At 67.1% G+C, this 21,146-nt stretch carries 16 protein-coding genes; 12 read left to right on the top strand and 4 right to left on the bottom strand.

Annotation, left to right across the window (positions count from 1 at the left end; genetic code table 11):
- Window positions 1–12: 12 nt before the first annotated feature.
- Both ACCQ12_RS19580 and acs read right to left on the bottom strand, forming a co-directional pair.
- The gene (locus tag ACCQ12_RS19580; protein ID WP_039566073.1) at window positions 13–678 is read right to left on the bottom strand and encodes a response regulator transcription factor; all 666 of its coding nucleotides are present in this window, start codon (window positions 676–678) and stop codon (window positions 13–15) included.
- Between the two features lie 299 nt (window positions 679–977).
- A complete protein-coding gene (acs, locus tag ACCQ12_RS19575; protein WP_372382510.1) occupies window positions 978–2,921 on the bottom strand; it encodes an acetate--CoA ligase in 1,944 nt (647 codons plus the stop codon).
- Between the two features lie 295 nt (window positions 2,922–3,216).
- Here acs and ACCQ12_RS19570 point away from each other — a divergent pair, with 295 nt between their 5' ends.
- The 5 genes from ACCQ12_RS19570 to ACCQ12_RS19550 all read left to right on the top strand — a co-directional run bounded on the left by ACCQ12_RS19570 (window position 3,217) and on the right by ACCQ12_RS19550 (window position 8,223).
- Window positions 3,217–4,602 carry a DcaP family trimeric outer membrane transporter gene (locus tag ACCQ12_RS19570; protein ID WP_372382509.1) on the top strand — a complete coding sequence of 462 codons (1,386 nt, stop codon included), beginning with the start codon at window positions 3,217–3,219 and terminating at the stop codon, window positions 4,600–4,602.
- A gap of 69 nt (window positions 4,603–4,671) precedes the next feature.
- A complete protein-coding gene (locus ACCQ12_RS19565; protein WP_047697893.1) occupies window positions 4,672–4,989 on the top strand; it encodes a DUF485 domain-containing protein in 318 nt (105 codons plus the stop codon).
- Window positions 4,986–6,713: a cation acetate symporter gene (locus ACCQ12_RS19560; RefSeq protein ID WP_372382508.1), complete on the top strand. Its 1,728-nt coding sequence runs from the start codon at window positions 4,986–4,988 to the stop codon at window positions 6,711–6,713. The genes ACCQ12_RS19565 and ACCQ12_RS19560 overlap by 4 nt, the downstream gene beginning before the upstream one ends.
- A gap of 296 nt (window positions 6,714–7,009) precedes the next feature.
- Window positions 7,010–7,789 carry an exodeoxyribonuclease III gene (gene xth, locus ACCQ12_RS19555; RefSeq protein WP_372382507.1) on the top strand — a complete coding sequence of 260 codons (780 nt, stop codon included), beginning with the start codon at window positions 7,010–7,012 and terminating at the stop codon, window positions 7,787–7,789.
- Entirely contained in the window at window positions 7,786–8,223 is a 438-nt protein-coding gene (locus ACCQ12_RS19550) for a GFA family protein (protein WP_355605801.1), read from the top strand. The genes xth and ACCQ12_RS19550 overlap by 4 nt, the downstream gene beginning before the upstream one ends.
- Before the next feature lie 52 nt (window positions 8,224–8,275).
- Here ACCQ12_RS19550 and ACCQ12_RS19545 read toward each other — a convergent pair whose 3' ends face one another.
- The gene (locus ACCQ12_RS19545) at window positions 8,276–8,527 is read right to left on the bottom strand and encodes a GlsB/YeaQ/YmgE family stress response membrane protein (protein WP_039404974.1); all 252 of its coding nucleotides are present in this window, start codon (window positions 8,525–8,527) and stop codon (window positions 8,276–8,278) included.
- A 126-nt stretch (window positions 8,528–8,653) separates the two neighbouring features.
- On the opposite strand from ACCQ12_RS19545, the gene ACCQ12_RS19540 reads away from it, so the two are divergent.
- Window positions 8,654–9,250, top strand: a complete 597-nt coding sequence (locus ACCQ12_RS19540) for a 4'-phosphopantetheinyl transferase family protein (RefSeq protein ID WP_372382506.1) — start codon at window positions 8,654–8,656, stop codon at window positions 9,248–9,250.
- Here the strand turns inward: ACCQ12_RS19540 and ACCQ12_RS19535 are convergent.
- A complete protein-coding gene (locus ACCQ12_RS19535) occupies window positions 9,235–10,821 on the bottom strand; it encodes an alkaline phosphatase D family protein (RefSeq protein WP_372382505.1) in 1,587 nt (528 codons plus the stop codon). The two genes, ACCQ12_RS19540 and ACCQ12_RS19535, sit on opposite strands and share 16 nt — an antisense overlap.
- Window positions 10,822–11,016: 195 nt before the next feature.
- On the opposite strand from ACCQ12_RS19535, the gene rsmG reads away from it, so the two are divergent.
- The 6 genes from rsmG (at window position 11,017) to ACCQ12_RS19505 (ending at window position 20,923) form a co-directional block, all read left to right on the top strand.
- Entirely contained in the window at window positions 11,017–11,655 is a 639-nt protein-coding gene (gene rsmG, locus ACCQ12_RS19530; RefSeq protein WP_047697899.1) for a 16S rRNA (guanine(527)-N(7))-methyltransferase RsmG, read from the top strand.
- Between the two features lie 359 nt (window positions 11,656–12,014).
- Window positions 12,015–13,829 (top strand): DUF885 domain-containing protein, encoded by a 1,815-nt coding sequence (locus ACCQ12_RS19525; RefSeq protein ID WP_372382504.1) that lies wholly within the window; start codon window positions 12,015–12,017, stop codon window positions 13,827–13,829.
- A gap of 528 nt (window positions 13,830–14,357) precedes the next feature.
- A complete protein-coding gene (locus ACCQ12_RS19520) occupies window positions 14,358–14,741 on the top strand; it encodes a hypothetical protein (RefSeq protein ID WP_039404961.1) in 384 nt (127 codons plus the stop codon).
- Between the two features lie 55 nt (window positions 14,742–14,796).
- A complete protein-coding gene (locus ACCQ12_RS19515; RefSeq protein ID WP_372382503.1) occupies window positions 14,797–16,068 on the top strand; it encodes a TolC family protein in 1,272 nt (423 codons plus the stop codon).
- A gap of 191 nt (window positions 16,069–16,259) precedes the next feature.
- Window positions 16,260–17,531: an efflux RND transporter periplasmic adaptor subunit gene (locus tag ACCQ12_RS19510; RefSeq protein ID WP_372382502.1), complete on the top strand. Its 1,272-nt coding sequence runs from the start codon at window positions 16,260–16,262 to the stop codon at window positions 17,529–17,531.
- A gap of 176 nt (window positions 17,532–17,707) precedes the next feature.
- On the top strand, window positions 17,708–20,923 hold the full coding sequence (locus tag ACCQ12_RS19505) for an efflux RND transporter permease subunit (protein ID WP_372382501.1): 3,216 nt from the start codon (window positions 17,708–17,710) through the stop codon (window positions 20,921–20,923).
- Window positions 20,924–21,146 lie beyond the last annotated feature (223 nt).

Genomic DNA, 21,146 nt, shown 5'->3' with positions numbered 1-21,146 from the left:
GTGCCGCGCGGGTTACTCCTCTTCCGGCGGCAGCACGATGCCATCCGAATCGATGGCGAGCTTGCCCGCCATCAGCACCGCCTGGGTGCGGTTGGTGACGCCGAGCTTGCGCAGGATCGCGGTGACGTGCGCCTTGATGGTGGCTTCGGACACGCCCAGATCGTAGGCGATCTGCTTGTTGAGACGGCCGGCGCCCAGCATCTGCAGCACGCGGAACTGCTGCGGGGTGAGATCGCGCAGGCGCTGGCCGACCTCACGTTCTTCGCTGTCGGTCGGCGGCAGGTTCTGCGCTTCTGCAGGAATCCAGCGTTCGCCATCGAGCACGGTGGCCAGGGCACGGCCAATGGTGTCCGAATCGGCGGACTTGGGGATGAAGCCGAACGCGCCATGGTCGATCGCACGCCGCATCACGGTGGGTTCTTCGCGTGCAGACACCACCACCACCGGCAACTGCGGATGCAGCGAACGCATATGCACCAGCGCGCTGAATCCCTGCGCGCCGGGCATGTTGAGATCCATCAACAGCAGATCGGCATCCGGCTGCGCATCGGCCAACGTATAGAGGGCATCGACATTGTCGGCCTCGAACAATTCCACCCCCGGCATCACCCGCTGCACTGCCCCGCGCAAGGCTTCGCGGAACAGGGGATGGTCGTCAGCGATCAGCAGGGTGGTCATTTTGGGGCCGGGAATCGGGAATCGGGAATTGGGAATCGCAAGAGCAAACGCTAAGAGCGACAGCGACAGCAACAGCAACAGCGTTGAGAGATGGTACGTCGGGTGGCTGGAGAAAGCGGCGCGCAACAGCGGTTGACAGAGGCGGGCTAGAGACTGTTTTTACACTCCCCATGCCGCCTCTGCGCCGGGTGGTAGGGAACCACTCCAACGATTCCCCATTCTCGATTCCCTCCGTTCGCAGGGAACCGCTTCAACGATTCCCCACTCCCGATTCCCCATTTCCAACGCGCGTCAGCGCGTTAGCGCGTCAGCCTTTCATTGACCAACGAATCCACCACCGACGGATCGGCCAGGGTCGAGGTGTCGCCCAGCTGGTCCGGTGCGTTCTCGGCGATCTTGCGCAGGATGCGGCGCATGATCTTGCCCGAGCGGGTCTTGGGCAGGCCGGGGGCCCACTGCAGGTGGTCGGGCGAGGCGATTGGGCCGATTTCCTTGCGCACCCAGCTCACCAGCTCCTTGTGCAGCTCTTCGCTCGGGGTCTCGCCGGCGATCAAGGTGACGTAGGCGTAGATGCCCTGGCCCTTGACGTCGTGCGGGAAGCCGACCACGGCCGCTTCGGCCACCTTCGGGTGCGAGACCAGCGCGCTTTCCACTTCGGCGGTGCCGATGCGGTGACCGGACACGTTGATCACATCGTCCACGCGGCCGGTGATCCAGTAATAGCCATCGGCATCGCGGCGGCAGCCGTCGCCGGTGAAGTAGCTGCCCGGATAGGTGCGGAAGTAGGTGTCGATGAAGCGCTGGTGGTCGCCGTAGACGCTGCGCATCTGACCCGGCCACGAATCCAGCAGCACCAGATTGCCTTCGGTGGCGCCTTCCAGGATCTTGCCCTCGGCATCGACCAGCGCCGGCTGTACGCCGAAGAACGGCAGCGCGGCCGAGCCGGGCTTGAGATCGACCGCGCCGGCCAGCGGCGAGATCAGGATGCCGCCGGTTTCGGTCTGCCACCAGGTGTCCACGATCGGGCAGCGGCTGTCGCCGACCACCTCGTAGTACCAGCGCCAGGCTTCCGGGTTGATCGGCTCGCCCACGCTGCCGAGCAGGCGCAGGCTCTTGCGCGAGGTCTTCTTGACCGGCGCCTCGCCGTCGCGCATCAGCGCGCGGATGGCGGTGGGCGCGGTGTAGAAAAGCGTGACCTGGTGCTTGTCGATCACTTCCCAGAAGCGCGACACGCTGGGGTAATTCGGCACGCCTTCGAACATCAGCGCGGTGGCGCCGTTGGCGAGCGGGCCATACACGATGTAGCTGTGGCCGGTGACCCAGCCCACGTCGGCGGTGCACCAGTAGATGTCGTCCTCGCGCAGGTCGAACACCACTTCATGCGTGTAGCTGGCGAACAACAGATAGCCGGCGGTGGTGTGCAGCACGCCCTTGGGCTTGCCGGTGGAACCGGAGGTGTAGAGGATGAACAGCGGATCTTCCGCATTCATGCGCTCGGGTTCGCACTCGGCCGGCTGGCCGTCGACCACATCATGGAACCAGCGGTCGCGCGGTGCCTGCATCTCCACCGCGCCGCCGGTGTGGCGCACCACCAGCACGGTTTCGACGGTATTGGTGCCGGGGATCTTCAGCGCCGCATCCACGTTGGCCTTGAGCGGAATCTTCTTGCCGCCGCGCAGGCCCTCGTCGGCGGTGATGATCAGCTTGCTCTGGCAATCGATCACGCGGTCGGCGATCGAGTTGGCGGCAAAGCCACCGAACACCACCGAATGCACCGCGCCGATACGCGCGCAGGCCAGCATGGCCACGGCGGCATCGACGATCATCGGCAGATAGATGGTGACCCGGTCGCCCTTCTTGACGCCCAGGTTGCGCAGGGCGTTGCCGAGCTTGCACACGCGCTCATAGAGCTCGCGATAGGTCACCGGGTAGGAGGCGGCGTCCGGGCTGTCGGGTTCGAACAGCAGCGCGGTCTTGTCGCCGCGCGTGGCCAGCTGGCGGTCCAGGCAGTTGACGCTGGCGTTGAGCTCGCCGTCGCCGAACCAGCGGATATGGAAGTCGTCCAGCGCGAAGCTGACGTCCTTGACCTGGGTGGGCTGCTTGAACCAGTCCAGCCGCTGCGCGGCCTTGCCCCAGAACTGCTCGGGGTGCTCGATCGATTCGCGGTACAGCGTTGCGTACTGCTCGCCATTGACGCGTGCGCCCTTGGCGAACGCGGGATCGACGGGATAAACATCAGCCATGGCACCCTCACTTGCGATGATCTTGTCGGAAGAGGGCGCTGCGGCTGCCCTCGGTAGGCAATCAGTGTGCCGCATCCATTCTGTCCCGGCGGTCAACGGCGCCTTAGACCATGGTCGTAACCAGGTCAGTGCGCCAGCGCACATCCATTGCGGGCTCTGGTGCGACGATCGGTCACCTTGCGGAATGCTGCGTTGCAGCTACGACCAAAGGCGAATAGGCTGCAAACCGCGGACTGCCTCACGCTCCGCACAGCATCGCCATCAAGCGCGAGGCCTTCATCGGGGAGAGGGTTCCATGAAACACCGTACTGCACCGCTGGTGCGCCATCCATTGGCCGCCGCCTTGTTCGTGGCCAGCATCCTGCCGGGTGTGGCGTTTGCACAGACGCCGAAGGAAAAGGCGTTGGAAGCACGCATCGCCGAGCTCGAGCGCCAGGTTCAACTGCTGGTGACCGCGCAGCAACAGCAGCAGGGCCAGATCGCACAGACGCAGACCCAGGTCAGCGAAGTGCGCACCCTGCAGGCGCAAGCGCCGGCAGCGGCGCCTGCGGTTCCGGCCGGCAAGCGGCCGATCCAGATCACCAGCATCACACCGAATGCAGCGGCGGGGACAACGTTCCGTTACGGTGGTTTCATCAAGGCCGACTTCATGACCACCCGCACCAGCGATGGTGCATTGCCCGAAGGCGCGGTGGGGCGGTACCTGTACATCCCGACCCAGACGCCGGTCGGCGGGCAGGCGTCGAGCACCGACACCGACTTCCATGCCAAGTTCTCGCGCTTCAACCTGGGCGTGGACACCGTCACCGAAAACGGCGACAAGCTCACCGGCTTCATCGAGCTGGACTTCTTCGGCAACGCGCTGGCCAACCAGGTCAACAACCTCTACGGCGGCACCCTGCGGCATGCCTACATGAGCTGGAACAACTGGCTGGCCGGCCAGACCTGGTCCAACTTCGTCGACTCCACGATCCTGCCGGAAGCGGCCGACATCGTCGGGCCGACCGACGGCGCGTTGTTCAGCCGCCAGACCCAGATCCGCTACACCCGTGGCGCCTTCAGCGTGTCGGCAGAAAACCCGGAAACGCTGACCACGCCCTACCAGGGTGGCAACACCATCCTGGCCTCGGACCACGGCGCCATGCCGGACCTGACCGCGCGCTACAACTGGAAGGGCACCTGGGGCACGTTCGGCCTGTCGGCCATCGCACGCCAGTACCGCACCCGCAGCGCGTTGACCAACGACACCGAGTTCGGCGGCGCCATCGCCGGCGGCGGCCGCTGGATCATCAATTCCAGCAACGACCTGCGCTATCAGCTCAGCTACGGCGAAGGCCTGGGGCGCTATCTGGGCCTGGGCAACGGCTCGGACGTGGAGCTGGATGTGGATGGCAACATCCACACCGTCAGCACCGTGGCCGGCTGGGTGGCGTGGCGCCACGACTACAGCGCCAAGCTGCGCAGCACCATCATGTATTCGCGGGTGGATTACGACCATAGCCTGGCCAACACCGGCGGGCTTGCCAGCAAGTCGCAGCAGAGCCTGCGTGCCAACGTCTTCTATTCGCCGCTGCCCAAGGTGGATGTGGGTGCAGAGCTGATGTACGGCCGCCGCGAAGCCGAAAACGGCGACTCCGGCGACATCTCGCGCCTGCAGTTCACCACCAAGTACAGCTTCTAAGGTTCACCCCGCCGGCCGCCCGCCACGCATGTGGGCGGGCCGTGCCGCCCGCACTCCAGGAGACAGACCATGACCGTCTCGAATGACGCACTGATCGCCAAGATCGATGCCAATCCGAAGTACCACGCGCTCAAACGCCAACGCAATACGCTGGGCTGGACGCTGACCGTGCTGATGTTGCTGGCCTACTACGGCTACATCGGCCTGATTGCCTTCGACAAGGAATTCCTTGCCAAGCCCATCGGCGACGGGGTGACCTCGATCGGCATTCCGATCGCGATCGGGGTGATGGTGTTCACCATCGTCATCACCGCCATCTACGTGCGTCGCGCCAACAACACCTACGACCAGCTGACCGCGCAGATCCTGGAGGACGCCCGCAAATGAGCAAGACTTCGCGCCTTCTCCTGATCCTGGCCGGCCTGCTGCCGGCAGGCATCGCGCTGGCCGCCGGCGGTGACATCGGTCAGGCCGACAAGCAGCCCACCAACTGGGTGGCGATCGGCATGTTCGGCTTCTTCGTGCTGGGCACCTTGTGGATCACCAAATGGGCAGCAGCCAAGACCAAATCGGCCGCTGACTTCTACACTGCCGGCGGCGGCATCACCGGCTTCCAGAACGGCCTGGCGATCGCCGGCGACTTCATGTCGGCGGCCTCGTTCCTGGGCATCACCGCCGCAGTGATGGCCAATGGCTACGACGGCCTGATCTATGCGATCGGCTTTCTGGTCGGCTGGCCCATCCTGACCTTCCTGATGGCCGAACGGCTGCGCAACCTCGGCAAGTACACCTTCGCCGACGTGGCCGGCTATCGCTTCGCGCCGACCGCGATCCGCAGCTTTGCCGCGTCGGGCACGCTGGTGGTGGTGCTGTTCTACCTGATTGCGCAGATGGTCGGTGCCGGTGCGCTGATCAAGCTGCTGTTCGGCCTGGACTACTGGGTGGCGGTGACCCTGGTCGGCGTGCTGATGATGGTCTACGTGCTGTTCGGCGGCATGACCGCCACCACCTGGGTGCAGATCATCAAGGCCGTGTTGCTGCTGACCGGCGTGACCTTCATGGCCGTGGCCATCATGTGGCACTTCAACTTCAGCTTCGAGGCGCTGTTTGCCGAGGGCGTGCGGGTGAAGACCGCGATTGCGGCCAATGGCGGTGCATCGGCGGAGGATGCCGCCAAGGCCGGCCTGTCGATCATGGGGCCGGGCGGCTTCGTGAAGGACCCGATCTCGGCGATCTCGTTCGGCATGGCGCTGATGTTCGGCACCGCCGGCCTGCCGCACATCCTGATGCGCTTCTTCACCGTTCCCGATGCCAAGCAGGCACGCAAGTCGGTGCTGTGGGCCACCACCTGGATCGGCTACTTCTACATCCTGATCTTCATCATCGGCTTCGGTGCGATCGCGCTGGTGCTGACCAACCCGCAGTTTGCGGACGTGGCCACCGGCACCATCCACGGCGGCAAGGGTGCAGCCAACATGGCGGCGGTGCTGGTCGGTAATGCGGTCGGCGGCAACGTGTTCATGGGCTTCATCTCGGCGGTGGCCTTCGCCACCATCCTGGCGGTGGTTGCAGGGTTGACCCTGTCCGGCGCATCGGCGGTGTCGCACGACCTGTACGCCACGGTGCTCAAGAAGGGCAATCCGGCGCCGGGCTCGGAGCTGAAGGTCTCGCGCGCCACCACCCTGGTGCTGGGCGTGATCGCGGTGCTGCTGGGCATCGTGTTCGAGAAGCAGAACGTGGCCTTCATGGTGTCGCTGGCCTTCGCCATCGCCGCCTCGGCCAACTTCCCGGTGCTGATCCTGTCGCTGCTGTGGAAGAACTGCACCACGCGCGGCGCGGTGACTGGTGGCTTCCTGGGGCTGGTGTCCTCGCTGGTGCTCACCGTGCTGTCGCCGTCGGTGTGGGTGGACACGCTGGGCAACGCGGCCGGTTCGGCGCCGTTCCCGTACACCTCGCCGGCGCTGTTCTCGATGATCATCGGCTTCGTCGGCATCTGGCTGTTCTCGATCCTGGATCGCAGCCCGCAGGCGGCCAATGAACGCGCCGCGTTCAAGGCGCAGCAGATCCGTGCCGAAACCGGCCTGGGTGCCAGTGGTGCCTCGGGCCACTGAGTGCGGCGTTGTACAGGTGATTGCAGACGCCGGCCTTGTGCCGGCGTCTTGCGTTTTGGCGATATCGCTGCGCGCCCGGTGCCGGCACGGCAGCCACGCTTGCAGCGCGACGCGCAGGCGCGCGGATGCGGCAGCCTTCATTGCTGCAACGACATACGCACGGTCTGGCGATGGAACCGCCCGGGGAGTGCGACCGCGTGCAGCGGCCCCGACCAGCTCGGGACGTCTTTCGGCCCGGCCCTGAGGCATGCGCGGGCGGCGCGGTACTATTGGCGGTTTGGACCACGGGCCCCCCCATGAAAATCGCCTCCTGGAACGTCAACTCGCTCAACGTGCGCCTGCCGCACCTGCAACAGTGGCTCGGCGCGTTTGCGCCGGACGTGGTGGGCGTCCAGGAAACCAAGCTGGAAGACCACAAGTTCCCGGATGCGGCGCTGGCTGCCCTGGGCTACCGCAGCGTGTTCTGCGGCCAGAAGACCTACAACGGCGTGGCGATCCTGTCGCGCTCGCCGGCGCTGGACGTGCAGATGGGTATCCCCGGGTTCGACGACGTGCAGCAACGCGTGATCGCCGCCACCGTGGACGGCGTGCGCATCGTCAACCTGTACGTGGTCAATGGCCAGGACGTGGGCACCGAGAAATATGCCTACAAGCTGCGCTGGCTGGATGCGGTGCACGACTGGATCGCGCAGGAGCTGCAGCGGTATCCGCAGCTGGTGGTACTGGGCGACTTCAACATCGCCCCGGATGCGCGCGACGTACACGATGCGGCGGTGTGGAACGAGCACCATATCCTCACCTCCACCGCCGAGCGCGCCGCGTTGCAAAAACTGCTGGTGCTGGGCCTGCACGATGCATTCCGGTTGCATCACGATGAAGCCGAGCAGTTCAGTTGGTGGGATTATCGCCAGGCCGGTTTCCGCCGCAACCTGGGCCTGCGCATCGACCTGACCCTGGTGTCGGAGGCCTTGCGCGCACGTGCCTTTGAATCGGGCATCGACCGCGAACCGCGCACCTGGGAGCGCCCCAGCGACCATGCGCCGGCCTGGGTGCGGCTTGCGGAGGCGGGCGCATGAGCGAGCGTCATCTGCGTCGCAGTACCCATAAGGTGGGCGATATCACGCTGGGTCCGGTGCACCGCTTGAGTTGCCATTGCGGCGCAGTGCAGATCGATCTGGAGTTGCCGCACGGCCTGCTCGACCCGCGCCGTTGCGATTGCTCGATGTGTCGCCGGCGTGGCGCCATCGTGGCCTCTGTGGCCCTCGACGGCCTGCATGTGGTGCAAGGCCAGGACGCGCTGCGGCTGTATCAGTTCAACACCCATGCCGCCGCGCATTACTTCTGCGGCGTGTGCGGCATCTACACCCATCATCGGCGCCGTTCCAATCCCAACGAATACGGCTACAACGTCGGTTGCCTGGAAGGCGTCAATCCGTATGCGCTGAACATTGCGGTGCCGGTGGAAGACGGCGTCAACCATCCTGCCGATCGCGCTGCCGGCGGTCGCTGAAACGACGACGCCCGGGCAGGCCCGGGCGTCGTGGCAACCGATGTTGCGCTGATCAGCGCACGCGGCCGCGGGTAAACAGGTTGACGATGGCCAGCAGGATCACCGCGCCCACCAGCGACCAGACGAAGGTCCACAGGGTGATGGCCTGGTTGATGCCACCGCCGAACAGAAAACCGGCAATCAGCGCACCCACGATGCCGACGACCACATTGAGAATGATGCCCTGCTGCGCATCGCGACGCATGATGATGCTGGCCAGCCACCCCACGATGCCGCCGACGATCAACCAGATGATGATGCCCATGTTGCCGATCTCCTCATGTCTGTGCACCGGACGTGGTGCATGGGCGCCATTGGACGCATCGCGCCGTGAAGCAGCTGTCGAGCGCGGCCGCCGGGCTGGCGAAGCAGTTGGGTTGGTGGGCGGCGCGTGACAGCGTACGCAAGCTGGCAGCACGGGCCGGTGCAGCTCTGGCTACGGCCGCACCGGCCCGGCGAACGCGGCGAGCCGCAGGCGAGGCAGCTGCTGGGTCCGGCATTGGGCCTGGATCCGGCGCAGGTGCCATTGCAACGTGACGCACGGGGCCGCCCGACCCTGCAGCCGGCCTTGCCGGACTGGGATACCGGCTGGAGCCACAGCGGCGATTACCTGCTGGTGGGGCTGGGGCAGGGCGTGCGGCTGGGCGTGGACCTGGAGCGGATCCGCCCGCGCCCGCGCCTGCTGGAGATCGCGCATCGCTTCTTCCACCCCGATGAACTGGCGCTGCTGGCCGCCTTGCCGGCGGACGCACAGCAGGCGCTGTTCTTTCGTCTGTGGTGCGCAAAGGAAGCCCTGCTCAAGGCGCATGGGCACGGCCTGTCGTTCGGCCTGCATCGGCTGGCCTACGCGCTGGCAGCCGATGGCGCCCTGCAGTTGCGGTGGTGCGACCCGGCGCTAGGCCAGGCCGCGCGCTGGCAGCTGCACGAATGGTGGGCCGCACCGCAGTGCCGCGCCGCGCTGGCGCTCTACCCTCACGCGGCCGTGTGAGGCCCCGCGCCATACGGCAGGATCGGCTGACGGAACTGTGCCACGCCATCCAGGTCGCGCAAGGTCACCGTCAGCACGCCGCTGGCGCCATCGATCTCCACCTCGCCGAAGAACTGGTACCCGGCCAACGGTGAGGTATTGGGGGCAGGCGGCGCCTTCTGGAACACCACCGTGGGGCCGAAGGTGGCATCCAGCGCGTTCGGCCCGAAGCTGCCGGCATTGAGCGGGCCGCCGACGAATTCCCAGAACGGCTCGAACTGCTGAAACGCGGCGCGGTCGGGGTGGTAGTAATGGGCTGCGCAGTAATGCACGTCGGCAGTGAGCCACACCGTGTTGCGGATGCGCGCACGGCTGATGAAGCGCAGCAGCGTGGCGATTTCCTGCTCACGGCCACGCGGCACGCCGGGGTCGCCATTGGCGATCGCTTCCCAGCGCGGACGCCCCTCTCCATCTTCACCATCGGGCACCCGCAGGCCGATCGGCATGTCGGCGGCAATCACCTTCCACTGCGCGCGCGAGCCGGCCAATTCGCGCTGCAGCCACGCCAATTGCTCCGGCCCGAGAAACGCGGCATCGGGGCCGGGTTGCGGTTGCAGGTTGTCGCTGTTGGCGCCGCGGTAGCTGCGCATGTCCAGCACGAACACATCCAGCAACGGGCCGTAGGCGATCTTGCGATAGATGCGCCCGTTGCCATCGGCGCGCACGCCGCGCAGTGGTGCGTATTCCAGAAAGGCCTGGCGGGCACGTCGGGCCAGCACGTCGATCTCGCGCACCTGGTAGCGCGCATCCAGCTGCTTGCCGGGCGACCAGTTGTTGGTGGTTTCGTGGTCGTCCCATTGCCAGAGCTGCGGCACCTCGGCATTGAAACGGCGCACATGCTCGTCCAGCAGGTTGTACCGGTAATTGCCGCGGAATTCGTCCAGCGTTTCGGCCACCTTGCTCTTGGCCGCAGTGGTGAGGTTGCGCCAGCGCTTGCCGTCTTCGACGGTGAGTTCGGCCGGAACCGGGCTGTCGGCGTAGATGGTGTCGCCGCTGTGCAGGAAGAAATCCGGGTTGCGTTCGCGCATGGCGCTGTAGATGCGCATGCCGCCGATGTCCGGATTGATGCCGAAGCCCTGGCCGACGGTGTCGCCGCTCCAGACAAAACGCACGTCGCGCCGTGTCCGCGGCGCGCTGCGCAGATGCCCATGTACCGGCGCGCTCAGTACCCCGCTGTCGGCGTCTTCGAAGCGCACCCGGTAGAAGATGTCCTGATCACGCGGCAGGCCACTCAGGTCCACGCGCGCAGTGAAATCGTGTGCAGCCACCGCCATCGGTCCATCCACCCGACGTGCCTGGCGCAGGCTGGGGCGCGTGTCCCATTCCACCCGCATCCGTGCCGGCCGATCTGCACGGCTCCATAGCATCGCGCGGTCTTCCAGCGCGTCGCCGCTCTGCACTCCGTCGGTGATCAGTGGGCGCCCGGAAGGCGCGGCCAGGCTGCGCGCGGACCAGCCGGCAGTGGCTGGCAGCAACAGGCCGGCACCCAATCCTTGCAGGAGGCGGCGGCGGACGCGATCGGAGGCGGGCATGGCGTTCTCCAAAGCTCTGGCAGCGGTGTCCAGATATAGCGCCGCTGTCTTACCGGCACGTGTCCATTGCGGTGGGTGCGGCGCGTGTGTCCAGCGTTGCCCAAGAGGTGTCGGCTTGGTCGGCCCGGACAACCCAGCAGCATCCTCGCCTGCACACGCGCGCCCGCACGGCACCCCAGCTGCGATAATCGCGCCATGAACGATGCCGCACTCGCCCCCGATGTCTCCGCCGCGCTCGAACGCGGCCTGCAGGCCCAATCCCTGGATGCGGCCTTCGCCGCACCGCTGCTGCGTTACCTGGCCCTGCTGGTGCGCTGGAACAAGACCTACAACCTCACCGCCGTGCGCGACCCGCGCGAGATGGTCACCCGCCACCTGCTCGATTCGCTGGCCATGCAGCCCTACATCGCCAGCGGCACCCTTGCCGACCTGGGCACAGGCCCCGGCCTGCCCGGCATTCCGCTGGCCATCACCCGCCCGCAACTGCAGGTGACCCTGGTGGAAAGCAACGGCAAGAAGGCGCGCTTCATGCGCGAGGCCCTGCGTCACCTGGAGCTGCGCAATGCGCGGGTGGCCGAATCGCGCGCCGAAGCGCTGGACGAGCCGGCCGCCTACGACCACCTCACCGCGCGCGCGCTGGACACGCTGGCCGGCATCATCGATGTCGGCGGCCACCTGTTGCGCCCGGGCGGTAGCCTGCTGGCAATGAAGGGCGTCTATCCGCACGAGGAAATCGCCGCATTGCCTGCCGGCTGGACCATGAGCGAGGTGCATCCGCTGCAGGTGCCCGGCCTGGAGGGCGAGCGGCATCTGGTGGTGGTGCGCAAGGCCTGAGCCGAGCCGACGCCGATCGGCATCAAGCGGCCCTCACCCCAGCCCTCTCCCGCAGGCGGGAGAGGGGGCAACACCGACCTCGCCAGTAACGTCCGTTGCTCCGCCCGGTGGAAAGACAACCGACCCTCGACACCACCAGGTCCCTTCCCCCGCCTGCGGGGGAAGGTGCCCGCAGGGCGGATGGGGGCAGCACCGACACTCTGGCCAATCAGCGCAACAGCCCCACACGCGCTCCAAGGCAGGCGAGGGAGCTCAACAGCCACCACAGCGCGCCAGCTCGCATTGGGACTTCCGGCCCATGGCAGCTCACGCGTGGGCTGCCATGATCGGGCGTTCGCTCCAGATCAGGCTTTCCGCACGTGACCTCTCCGCTCGCCGTCGCACTCTCGCTCGCCCTGCTGGGCACCTCGTTCGTCGCGTCCACGCAGGCCGCCACGCCGCCCGCGCCGGCCACGCTCGCCGCCGAAGCGCCCGCCGATGCACGCTTCCGCGCGATCTACGAAAAAGAGTGGGCCTGGCGGCAGGCCGAAACCGGGCAGGCCGACGAAGACAGCGACACCACCGGCGACAACACGCATCTGCCGGATGTCAGCGCGGCCGCCCAGCAGGCGCGCCTGGCGGTGTGGGACGGCGTGCTCAAGCAGCTTGATGGCATCGACCCCAGGCAGCTCTCGCCGGCCAACCAGATCAACTTCGCCATCTACCGCCCACAGGTGGAAAACCTGGCCGCCGACGTGCGCCTGCGCCTGTACGAAATGCCGTTCAACTCCGATAGCTCGTTCTGGTCGAACCTGAGCTTCATGGCGCAGCGGCCGATGAAGACCGCCGCCGAATACCGCGCCTACATCGCGCGCCTGAACGATGTGCCGCGCTATTTCGACCAACAGATGGTCAACATGCGCGCCGGCCTGGCACGCGGGTTCAGCGTGCCGCGCGCGGTGCTCGATGGGCGCGATGTCTCCATCGCCACCATCGCCGAGGTCAAGGACCCCACCGAGTCGACGTTCTACGCGCCATTCAAGCAGCTGCCTTCACAGATCCCCGCCGCCGAACAGGCGCAACTACGCGAACAAGCCAAGGCCGCGCTGAGCACGGCCGTCCTTCCGGCGTACAGCAAGTTGCTGGGCTTCTTCCGCAACGACTACATGCCCAATGCGCGCACGACGCTGGCGGCCGAAGCGTTGCCCGACGGCAAGGCCTTCTATCGCCAGCAGATCCGCGAATACACCACGCTGGAGCTGAGCCCTGAGCAGATCCACCAGATCGGCCTGGACGAAGTGGCGCGCATCCAGTCGCAGATGAACGCGATCATCCAGCAGGTGGGTTTCAAGGGCAGCTTCGCGCAGTTCCTCACCTTCCTGCGCACCGACCCGCAGTTCTACGCCAAGACCCCGCAGGAGTTGCTCGATCGCGCGGCGTGGATCTCCAAGCGCGTGGACGGGCAGGTGGGCAAGTTCATCGGCACGCTGCCGCGCGGGCGCTTCACCATCAAGCCGGTGCCCGACGATATCGCCCCGTTCTGGACCGCCGGCCGCGGTGGCGCCACGACGTATTGGGTCAACACCTACAACCTGCCATCGCGGCCGCTGTACAACCTGCCGGCGTTGACCTTGCACGAGTCCTCGCCCGGGCATTCGCTGCAGGGCTCGCTGGCGCTGGAGCAGGGCGAGCAGCCCGCGTTCCGCCGCGAAAACTATATCTCCGCCTACGGCGAAGGCTGGGCGCTGTACACCGAAAAGCTCGGCCAGGAGATGGGTATCTACGAGACGCCTTATGAAGAATTCGGTCGGCTCACCTACGAAATGTGGCGTGCCTGCCGGCTGGTCATCGACACCGGCGTGCACCACGACGACTGGAGCCGCGCGCAGGCGCTGGCCTACCTGCGCGACCGCACCGCACTCAGCGAGCACGAAGTCACCACCGAGGTGGACCGCTACATCTCCTGGCCGGGCCAGGCGCTGAGCTACAAGCTGGGCGAGATCAGCATCGTCAAGCTGCGCGCCGAGGCCGAACAGCAACTGGGCGAGCGCTTCGACATCAAGGCTTTCCACGACGTGGTGCTGAAGCAGGGTTCGGTCACCCTGCCGGTGCTGGAGCAGCAGGTGCGCGCCTTCATCGCAGAGAGCAAGGCACGCCCGATCAAGTCCAAGCCAGCCGCTGCCAGCGCACCGTGATGTGCTGGTAACGGCGTCTGAGGGCATCACGTTGGAATCCCGCGAGCGGTGAGGGCACCGCGCACTCGACCGAGGCTGCGAGTTTGCTGCAGGGCCCTTGCCCGCCCACCATTGCAGGACACGCCGTGAATCCGTCCCTGGAGGCTCTGGCGCGGCATCCATGCCGCTCAAGGTCCCGCGACGGTGGGCGGGCAAGGACCAGTCGAGTTGGTCGGTGTGCAGAGTTTTCAACAAGCGATCGGCAACCAGCAACCCAGTGGCGCGGCGCCCTCAGTTCTTGAACAAAACCACCAGCCAACTGTCCGGTGCGGTGTCCTTACCGATTGCGGGACCGTTGGCGGCATGGATGCCGCCACCGAGCCCCCATGGACGGGTTAACGGCGTGTCCCGCGAGCGGTGAGGGCACCGCGCACTCGACCCACCACGCTTTAAGAGCATCCGAGCAGAAAGAGCATCCAAGCACCCCCCCAACCACGCCACACCCGCATGCAATTGTGTAACCACCCTGGGCTCTATACGCTGCAGCCCATGCTGCTGCGTCGCGCCCGCCTGTTGCACCCCTTGCTGCGCCTGATGGCGCTGGCAGTGCTGGCGCTGGGCGTGCTGGTGGCGCCTGTGGCCTGCGCATTGGGCGATGTGCATGCGTTGGCGCACGACCAGATGCATCTGGAAGACACCGCGCCGCATGGCCATGATGGCGCCGACGAAGGCGATGCCGGCGAGCGCGATGGGGCCGGCCTGATGCACGCCCTGATGCATAGCGGCTACTGCCACGGCCAGAATCCGGCCGTCTTGCCGGCGCTGGCCTGGCTGCCGTTGTCCACGCACGCGCACGCCCGGCCCGTGGCCGTGTTTGCGCACTACCGCTCGCACCTGAGCGAGACCGGATTGCGTCCCCCGATCGCGGCCTGATGCCTCGCCGGCAGCTGCCGGCCTGTCCATCGATCCCGATTCCGGAGACACCCTCATGTGGTTGCGACTGACGGCGATTGCCGTCTTCGCGGTCGTGCCGTGCGCCATGGCGCAGGACGTATCGCCCAAACCCGTGCTGACCCTGGACGACGCCATCGCGCGCGTCGCCCTGCAGCACCCCGACCTGCGCCTGGCCGATGGCCAGCGTGCCGTCCTCACCGCCGAAGCCGAACGTGACGCGCTGCGTCCGCCGTTGCGCATCGGTGCCGAACTGGAAAACGTGTTCGGCAGCGGCCCCACCCGCGCGCTGGACCAGGCCGAACTCACCGTCACCCTGGCCGGCGTGCTGGAACGCGGCGGCAAACTGGATGCGCGGCGCACGCTGGCCCAGGCCCGTATCGATGCGCTGGCACCGCAACGGGCGATCGCGCGGCTGGACGTGCTGGCCGAGGTGGCGCGGCGTTACCTGGCCATCACCGCCGCCCGCCAGCGCCGCACCGTCGCGCTGGAGACCCTGGCGCAACGCCAGCGTACCGTGGCCGCCGCGCGTTTGCGGCTGCAGGCCGGCGCCTCGCCGGAGTCGGTGGTGTTGACCGCGCAGGCCTTGCAGGCACGTGCGGAGCTCGATCGCGACCGCGCGCAACTGGAAGAGACGGCCGCACGTCGCCAGTTGGCGGTGTTGTGGGGGCAGCGTGCGCCGGACTTCGGCGATGTCACTGGCGACCCATTGCAGCTGCCGGCGATTCCCGAGTTCGAGGTGCTGGCGCAGCTGCTCGATGCCACGCCCGAACTGGCGCGCTTGAACGGCGAGCAGCGCGTGCGCGAGGCGCGGGTGCGGCTGGCACGCAGCCAGGCGCGCCCGGACCTGGACTGGCAGGTGGGCGTGCGCCGGCTCGAAGCCAACGACGCCACCGCGCTGCTGGGCAGCGTCTCGCTGGCGCTGGGCAGCGCCGCGCGCGCGCAACCGGACATCCGCGCCGCCGAAGCGGAGCTGTCGTTGCTGGACATCGAACGCCAATCGCAGGCATTGCTGCTGTACGCCACGCTGGCCGACGCGCATGGCCGCTACCGCGCCGCGCAGCTGGAAGTGGCGCGCATGCGCAGCGATGTGCTGCCCGCACTTGCGCGCGCCGATGCCGCGGCCGAGCGCGCGTACCGTGCCGGCGCCACCAGTTATCTGGATTGGGCGCAGCTGCAGGCGCAACGCAGCGATGCACGTCAGCAGCAACTGGCCGCCGCACTGGACGCGCAGACCGCGTTGATCGAGATCCAGCGCCTGACCGGGCAGCCGTTCGTGGTCGACAGTGCCGCGCAGGTGGAGCCATGAGCGCTGACGCCTTCCCATCTTTTCGCGCGGACTGCGTACGCACGGTTGCATCTGCTGCAACTGCAACTGCAGTCGCAACTGCATCATCCAGCGGCCGCGAAGCACCGCCCATGCCTGGCGCGCGTCCAGCGCAAGCCGGCTTCATTCGTTCGCCCGACGCACTGCATCGGCGCCAGCCAGGACCCATTTCGATGACACGTTTTTTGATGGCGCAGCTGCTGTTGGCGCTGCTGCTGAGCGGCTGCGGCCGCAGTAGCGAAGAGTCTCACGACGACCACGCAGGGCATGCTGCCGAAGCTGATGCCGATGCTGACGCACATGGCGAAGACGCACAAAAAGGCGCACACGGCGGGCGCCTGCTCAGCCAGGACGGCGACAGCGTGGAGTTGGCGATCGCCGAAGACGGCAGACCGCCCACCTACCAGGCCTGGCTGTACCGCGATGGCAAACCGTTGCCGGCCACTGCGGGCAACGTGGAAGTGCATTTGAAGCGGCTTGGCGGCGTCGATGAAGTGCATCGGTTGCGGCCACGCGACGACGGTAGCCTGCTGGCAGACAGCACCGTGGGCGAACCGCATTCATTCGATGTGGACGTGCGCGCCACCGTGCAGGGCAAGACGCATCGCTGGCGCTATGCCAGCTACGAAGGCCGCACCACCATCGCTGCGAAAATCGCCCAGGATGCCGGCATTCGCATTGCTCCGGTGGGTGCTGGCAGCATCGCCGACCAGCATGAAGTGCAAGGTCTGTTGACGCCCGCAGAAGGCGCGCAGGCGCAGGCCACCGCGCGTTTCCCCGGCCCGGTGCGCAGCCTGCGCGCCAATGTCGGCGACCAGGTCCGCGCAGGCCAGGTGCTGGCCACGGTGGAGAGCAATCTGAGCCTGACCACCTATTCGGTGAGCGCACCGATCGGTGGCACCGTGCTCGCCCGCAATGCCAGCCTGGGCAGCAACGCGGGCGAAGGCCAGACGCTGTTCGAAATCGCCGACCTGTCCACCTTGTGGGTGGATCTGCACATCTTCGGCGCCGACGCCGGCCACATCACCGCCGGTGCGCCGGTGACGGTCACGCGCATCAGCGATGGCGTGGTGGCGCAGACCACGCTGGAGCGCGTGTTGCCAGGCACCGCCACGGCCAGCCAGAGCACGGTGGCGCGCGCGGTGCTGCGCAACAGCGATGGCTTGTGGCGGCCGGGCTCGGCGGTCAAGGCACGGGTGACGGTGGCGCAGCAGCCGGCGGCGATGGTGGTGCCGGTGGGGGCGTTGCAGCGGTTCCGCGACTGGGACGTGGTGTTCGTGCGCGTGGGCGATGTGTACGAAGCGCGGCCGGTGCGGCTGGGCGCGCGCGATGCGCAGCAGGTGGAAGTGGTGTCCGGCGTGGCGCCGGGCGACACGGTGGTGGTGGAGCAGAGCTACCTGGTGAAGGCCGACATCGAAAAGTCGGGGGCCTCGCATGATCACTGAACGCTGCGTTTCCGGTTTGCTGCTTCCTTGGCCGCACGCAGGTGCGTGCGAACAGTTCTTCCGTGCTTCAGCGACACGTCTTTTCTGTCATCGACGCAGTCGCGGCGCAGGCACGCACGCACTGATCGATGTGGCTGTCCACGCAGTTGCGCCGAGCGTGCGCGGAGGTGCGCGTCATGCTCACTAACATCATCCGGTTCGCGATCGCGCAGCGCTGGTTGATGCTGGCCTTGACGGGCGTGTTGATTGCGATCGGCGCGTGGAGTTTTTCGCGCTTGCCGATCGATGCGACACCGGACATCACCAATGTGCAGGTGCAGGTCAACACCGCGGCGCCGGGCTATTCGCCGCTGGAATCGGAGCAGCGGGTGACGTTTCCGTTGGAGACGGTGCTGGCAGGACTGCCGGGGCTGGAGTCCACCCGCTCGTTGTCGCGCTATGGCTTGTCGCAGGTGACGGCGGTGTTTGCCGATGGCACCGATCTGTATTTCGCGCGGCAGCAGGTGGCCGAGCGCTTGCAGCAGGTCAAGTCGCAACTGCCGGCCGACCTGGAGCCGCAACTGGGGCCGATCGCCACCGGGCTGGGCGAGATCTTCATGTATACGGTCGAAGCCAAGCCGAATGCGCGCAAGCCCGATGGCAGTGCGTGGACGGCCACCGATCTGCGCACCTTGCAGGATTGGGTGGTGCGCCCGCAGCTGCGCAATGTGCCGGGCGTGACCGAGGTCAACACCATCGGCGGCTATGCGCGGCAGATCCATATCACCCCCGATCCGGCGCGCCTGGTCGCGTTGGGCTTTACCCTGGATGACGTGGCGCGTGCGGTCGAGTCCAACAACCGCAACATCGGCGCCGGCTATATCGAACGGAACGGCCAGCAGTTTCTGGTGCGCGTGCCGGGGCAGGTGGACGACATCGCGCAGATCGGCGCGATCGTGCTGGACCGGCGCGAAGGCGTGCCGATCCGCGTGCGCGATGTGGCGCAGGTGGGCGAAGGACGCGAGCTGCGCACCGGCGCCGCCACCCAGGACGGCAATGAAGTAGTGCTGGGCACGGTGTTCATGCTGGTCGGCGCCAACAGCCGCACCGTGGCGCAAGCCGCCGCACAGCGCCTGGAAGTAGCCAACGCCAGCTTGCCGGCCGGTGTGCAGGCGGTGCCGGTGTACGACCGCACCGCATTGGTGGACCGCACCATCGTCACCGTCGCCAAGAACCTGATCGAAGGCGCGTTGCTGGTGATCGTGGTGTTGTTCCTGTTGCTGGGCAATGTCCGCGCAGCCCTGATCACGGCCGCAGTGATTCCGCTGGCGATGTTGTTCACCCTCACCGGCATGGTGCGCGGTGGCGTGTCCGGCAACCTGATGAGCCTGGGCGCGCTGGATTTCGGCTTGATCGTCGATGGCGCGGTGATCATCGTGGAGAACTGCCTGCGCCGTTTCGGCGAAGCGCAATTGCGCCTGGGGCGTGTGCTCGAGCGCGACGAGCGTTTCGAACTTACCGCCGAAGCCACCGCCGAGGTGATCCGCCCCAGCCTGTTCGGCCTGGGCATCATTACCGCGGTGTATCTGCCGGTGTTCGCGCTCACCGGCATCGAAGGCAAGATGTTCCACCCGATGGCGATCACCGTGGTGCTGGCACTGACCGGGGCGATGCTGTTGTCGCTGACCTTCGTGCCGGCAGCGATCGCGTTGCTGCTGGGCGGCAAGGTTGCCGAGCATGAAAACCGCGCAATGCGCTGGGCGCGCGGCGTGTATGCGCCATTGCTGGATCGCGCGCTGCGGCACGGGCGCTGGGTGGGCATCGCGGCGCTGGCAGCGGTAGCGGCGTGCGCGGTGCTCGCCACACGCCTGGGCAGCGAGTTCGTCCCCAACCTGGACGAAGGCGATGTCGCGCTGCATGCCCTGCGTATTCCCGGCACCAGCCTGGAACAGGCCATCACCATGCAATCCACCCTGGAAAAACGCATCAAGCAGTTTCCGGAAGTGGCGCACGTGTTCGGCAAGCTCGGTACCGCCGAAGTGGCGACCGACCCGATGCCGCCCTCGGTCGCCGATACGTTCCTGATCATGCATCCGCGCGCGCAGTGGCCGGACCCGCGCAAGCCCAAGGCGCAGTTGCTGGCCGAGGTCGAGCAGGCGGTCAAGCAATTGCCCGGCAACAACTACGAGTTCACCCAGCCGATCCAGATGCGCATGAACGAGCTGATTTCCGGCGTGCGCGCGGATGTCGCGATCAAGGTCTATGGCGACGATCTGGACACCTTGGTCAAGCTCGGGCAGCGCGTGCAGGAAATCGCCAGCGCGGTGCCGGGCGCGGCCGATGTGAGCCTGGAGCAGGCCACCGGATTGCCGATGCTGGCGGTGGTGCCCGACCGCGCCGCGCTGGCCGGCTACGGGCTCAATCCCGGCGTGGTGCAGGACACCGTCGCGGCCGCCGTGGGCGGGCAGGCGGCCGGGCAGTTGTTCGAGGGCGACCGCCGCTTCGACATCGTGGTGCGCCTGCCCGAAGGCCTGCGGCAGGACCCCACCGCGTTGGCGGACCTGCCGATTCCGTTGCGCGGCGATGGCGAGCGCGCCGATGCCGACGAATCCAGCCGCGCCGCCGGCTGGCGCAGTGGCGAACCGACCACGGTGCCGCTGCGCGAGGTGGCCAGGATCGAGACCGTGCTCGGTCCCAATCAGATCAATCGCGAAGACGGCAAACGCCGCATCGTGATCACCGCCAACGTGCGCGATCGCGACCTGGGCGGTTTTGTCGCCGAGGTGCAGCAGCGCGTGCGGGCACAGGTCAAGCTGCCCACCGGGTATTGGATCGGCTACGGCGGCACCTTCAAGCAGTTGATCTCCGCCAGCCAGCGCCTGGCCTGGGTGGTGCCGGGCACCTTGCTGCTGATCTTCGCGCTGCTGTACTGGTCGTTCGGTTCGCTGCGCGATGCGCTGGTGGTGTTCAGCGGCGTGCCGCTGGCGCTGATCGGCGGCGTGGTGGCATTGGCGCTGCGCGGGCTGGCGTTGTCGATTTCCGCAGGTGTGGGCTTTATCGCGTTGTCGGGCGTGGCGGTGCTCAATGGCCTGGTGATGATCGCCTTCGTGCGCAGCCTGCGTGCCGAAGGCATGTCGCTGGAGCAGGCCCTGCGCGAAGGCGCGCTGGCGCGTTTGCGCCCGGTGTTGATGACCGCCCTGGTGGCTGCGCTGGGTTTCGTGCCGATGGCCTTCAACGTGGGCGCCGGCGCCGAAGTGCAGCGCCCGCTGGCCACGGTGGTGATCGGCGGCATCGTCTCGTCCACCCTGCTGACGTTGCTGGTGTTGCCGGTGCTGTATTGCTGGCTGCATCGGGACGAGGCCGGGCGTGTAGCACCAGCGGATGCCGCGGTGCCGCAGCGGGGCGGGGCGTGAGCGTGCCCCGCTCGCGCCGGGGCACCTCGGCGGCGCAGGGTGTGACCGGGCGGCGATGACGCGGCCGGGCGCGTGCCGATGCTGGTTCGGGGCCTGTCCCGGGAGTGCTGCGGCGTTTTCTGCTGCGGCCCGGGCGCGCGCAAGCGGCCGGTACATCGCTCGCTGCGTCGGCAGGAGAGGGCTGGCAGCGACGGCAAGCGATGCGGCAGGCAGACCGCATCGC

It is taken from the genome of Xanthomonas sp. NCPPB 1068 (genome assembly GCF_041479385.2).
Taxonomy (GTDB): Bacteria; Pseudomonadota; Gammaproteobacteria; order Xanthomonadales; family Xanthomonadaceae; genus Xanthomonas; species Xanthomonas cannabis.
The sequence above is the reverse complement of the archived record's forward strand: the minus strand, read 5'-3'. Positions and strand labels throughout refer to the sequence as shown.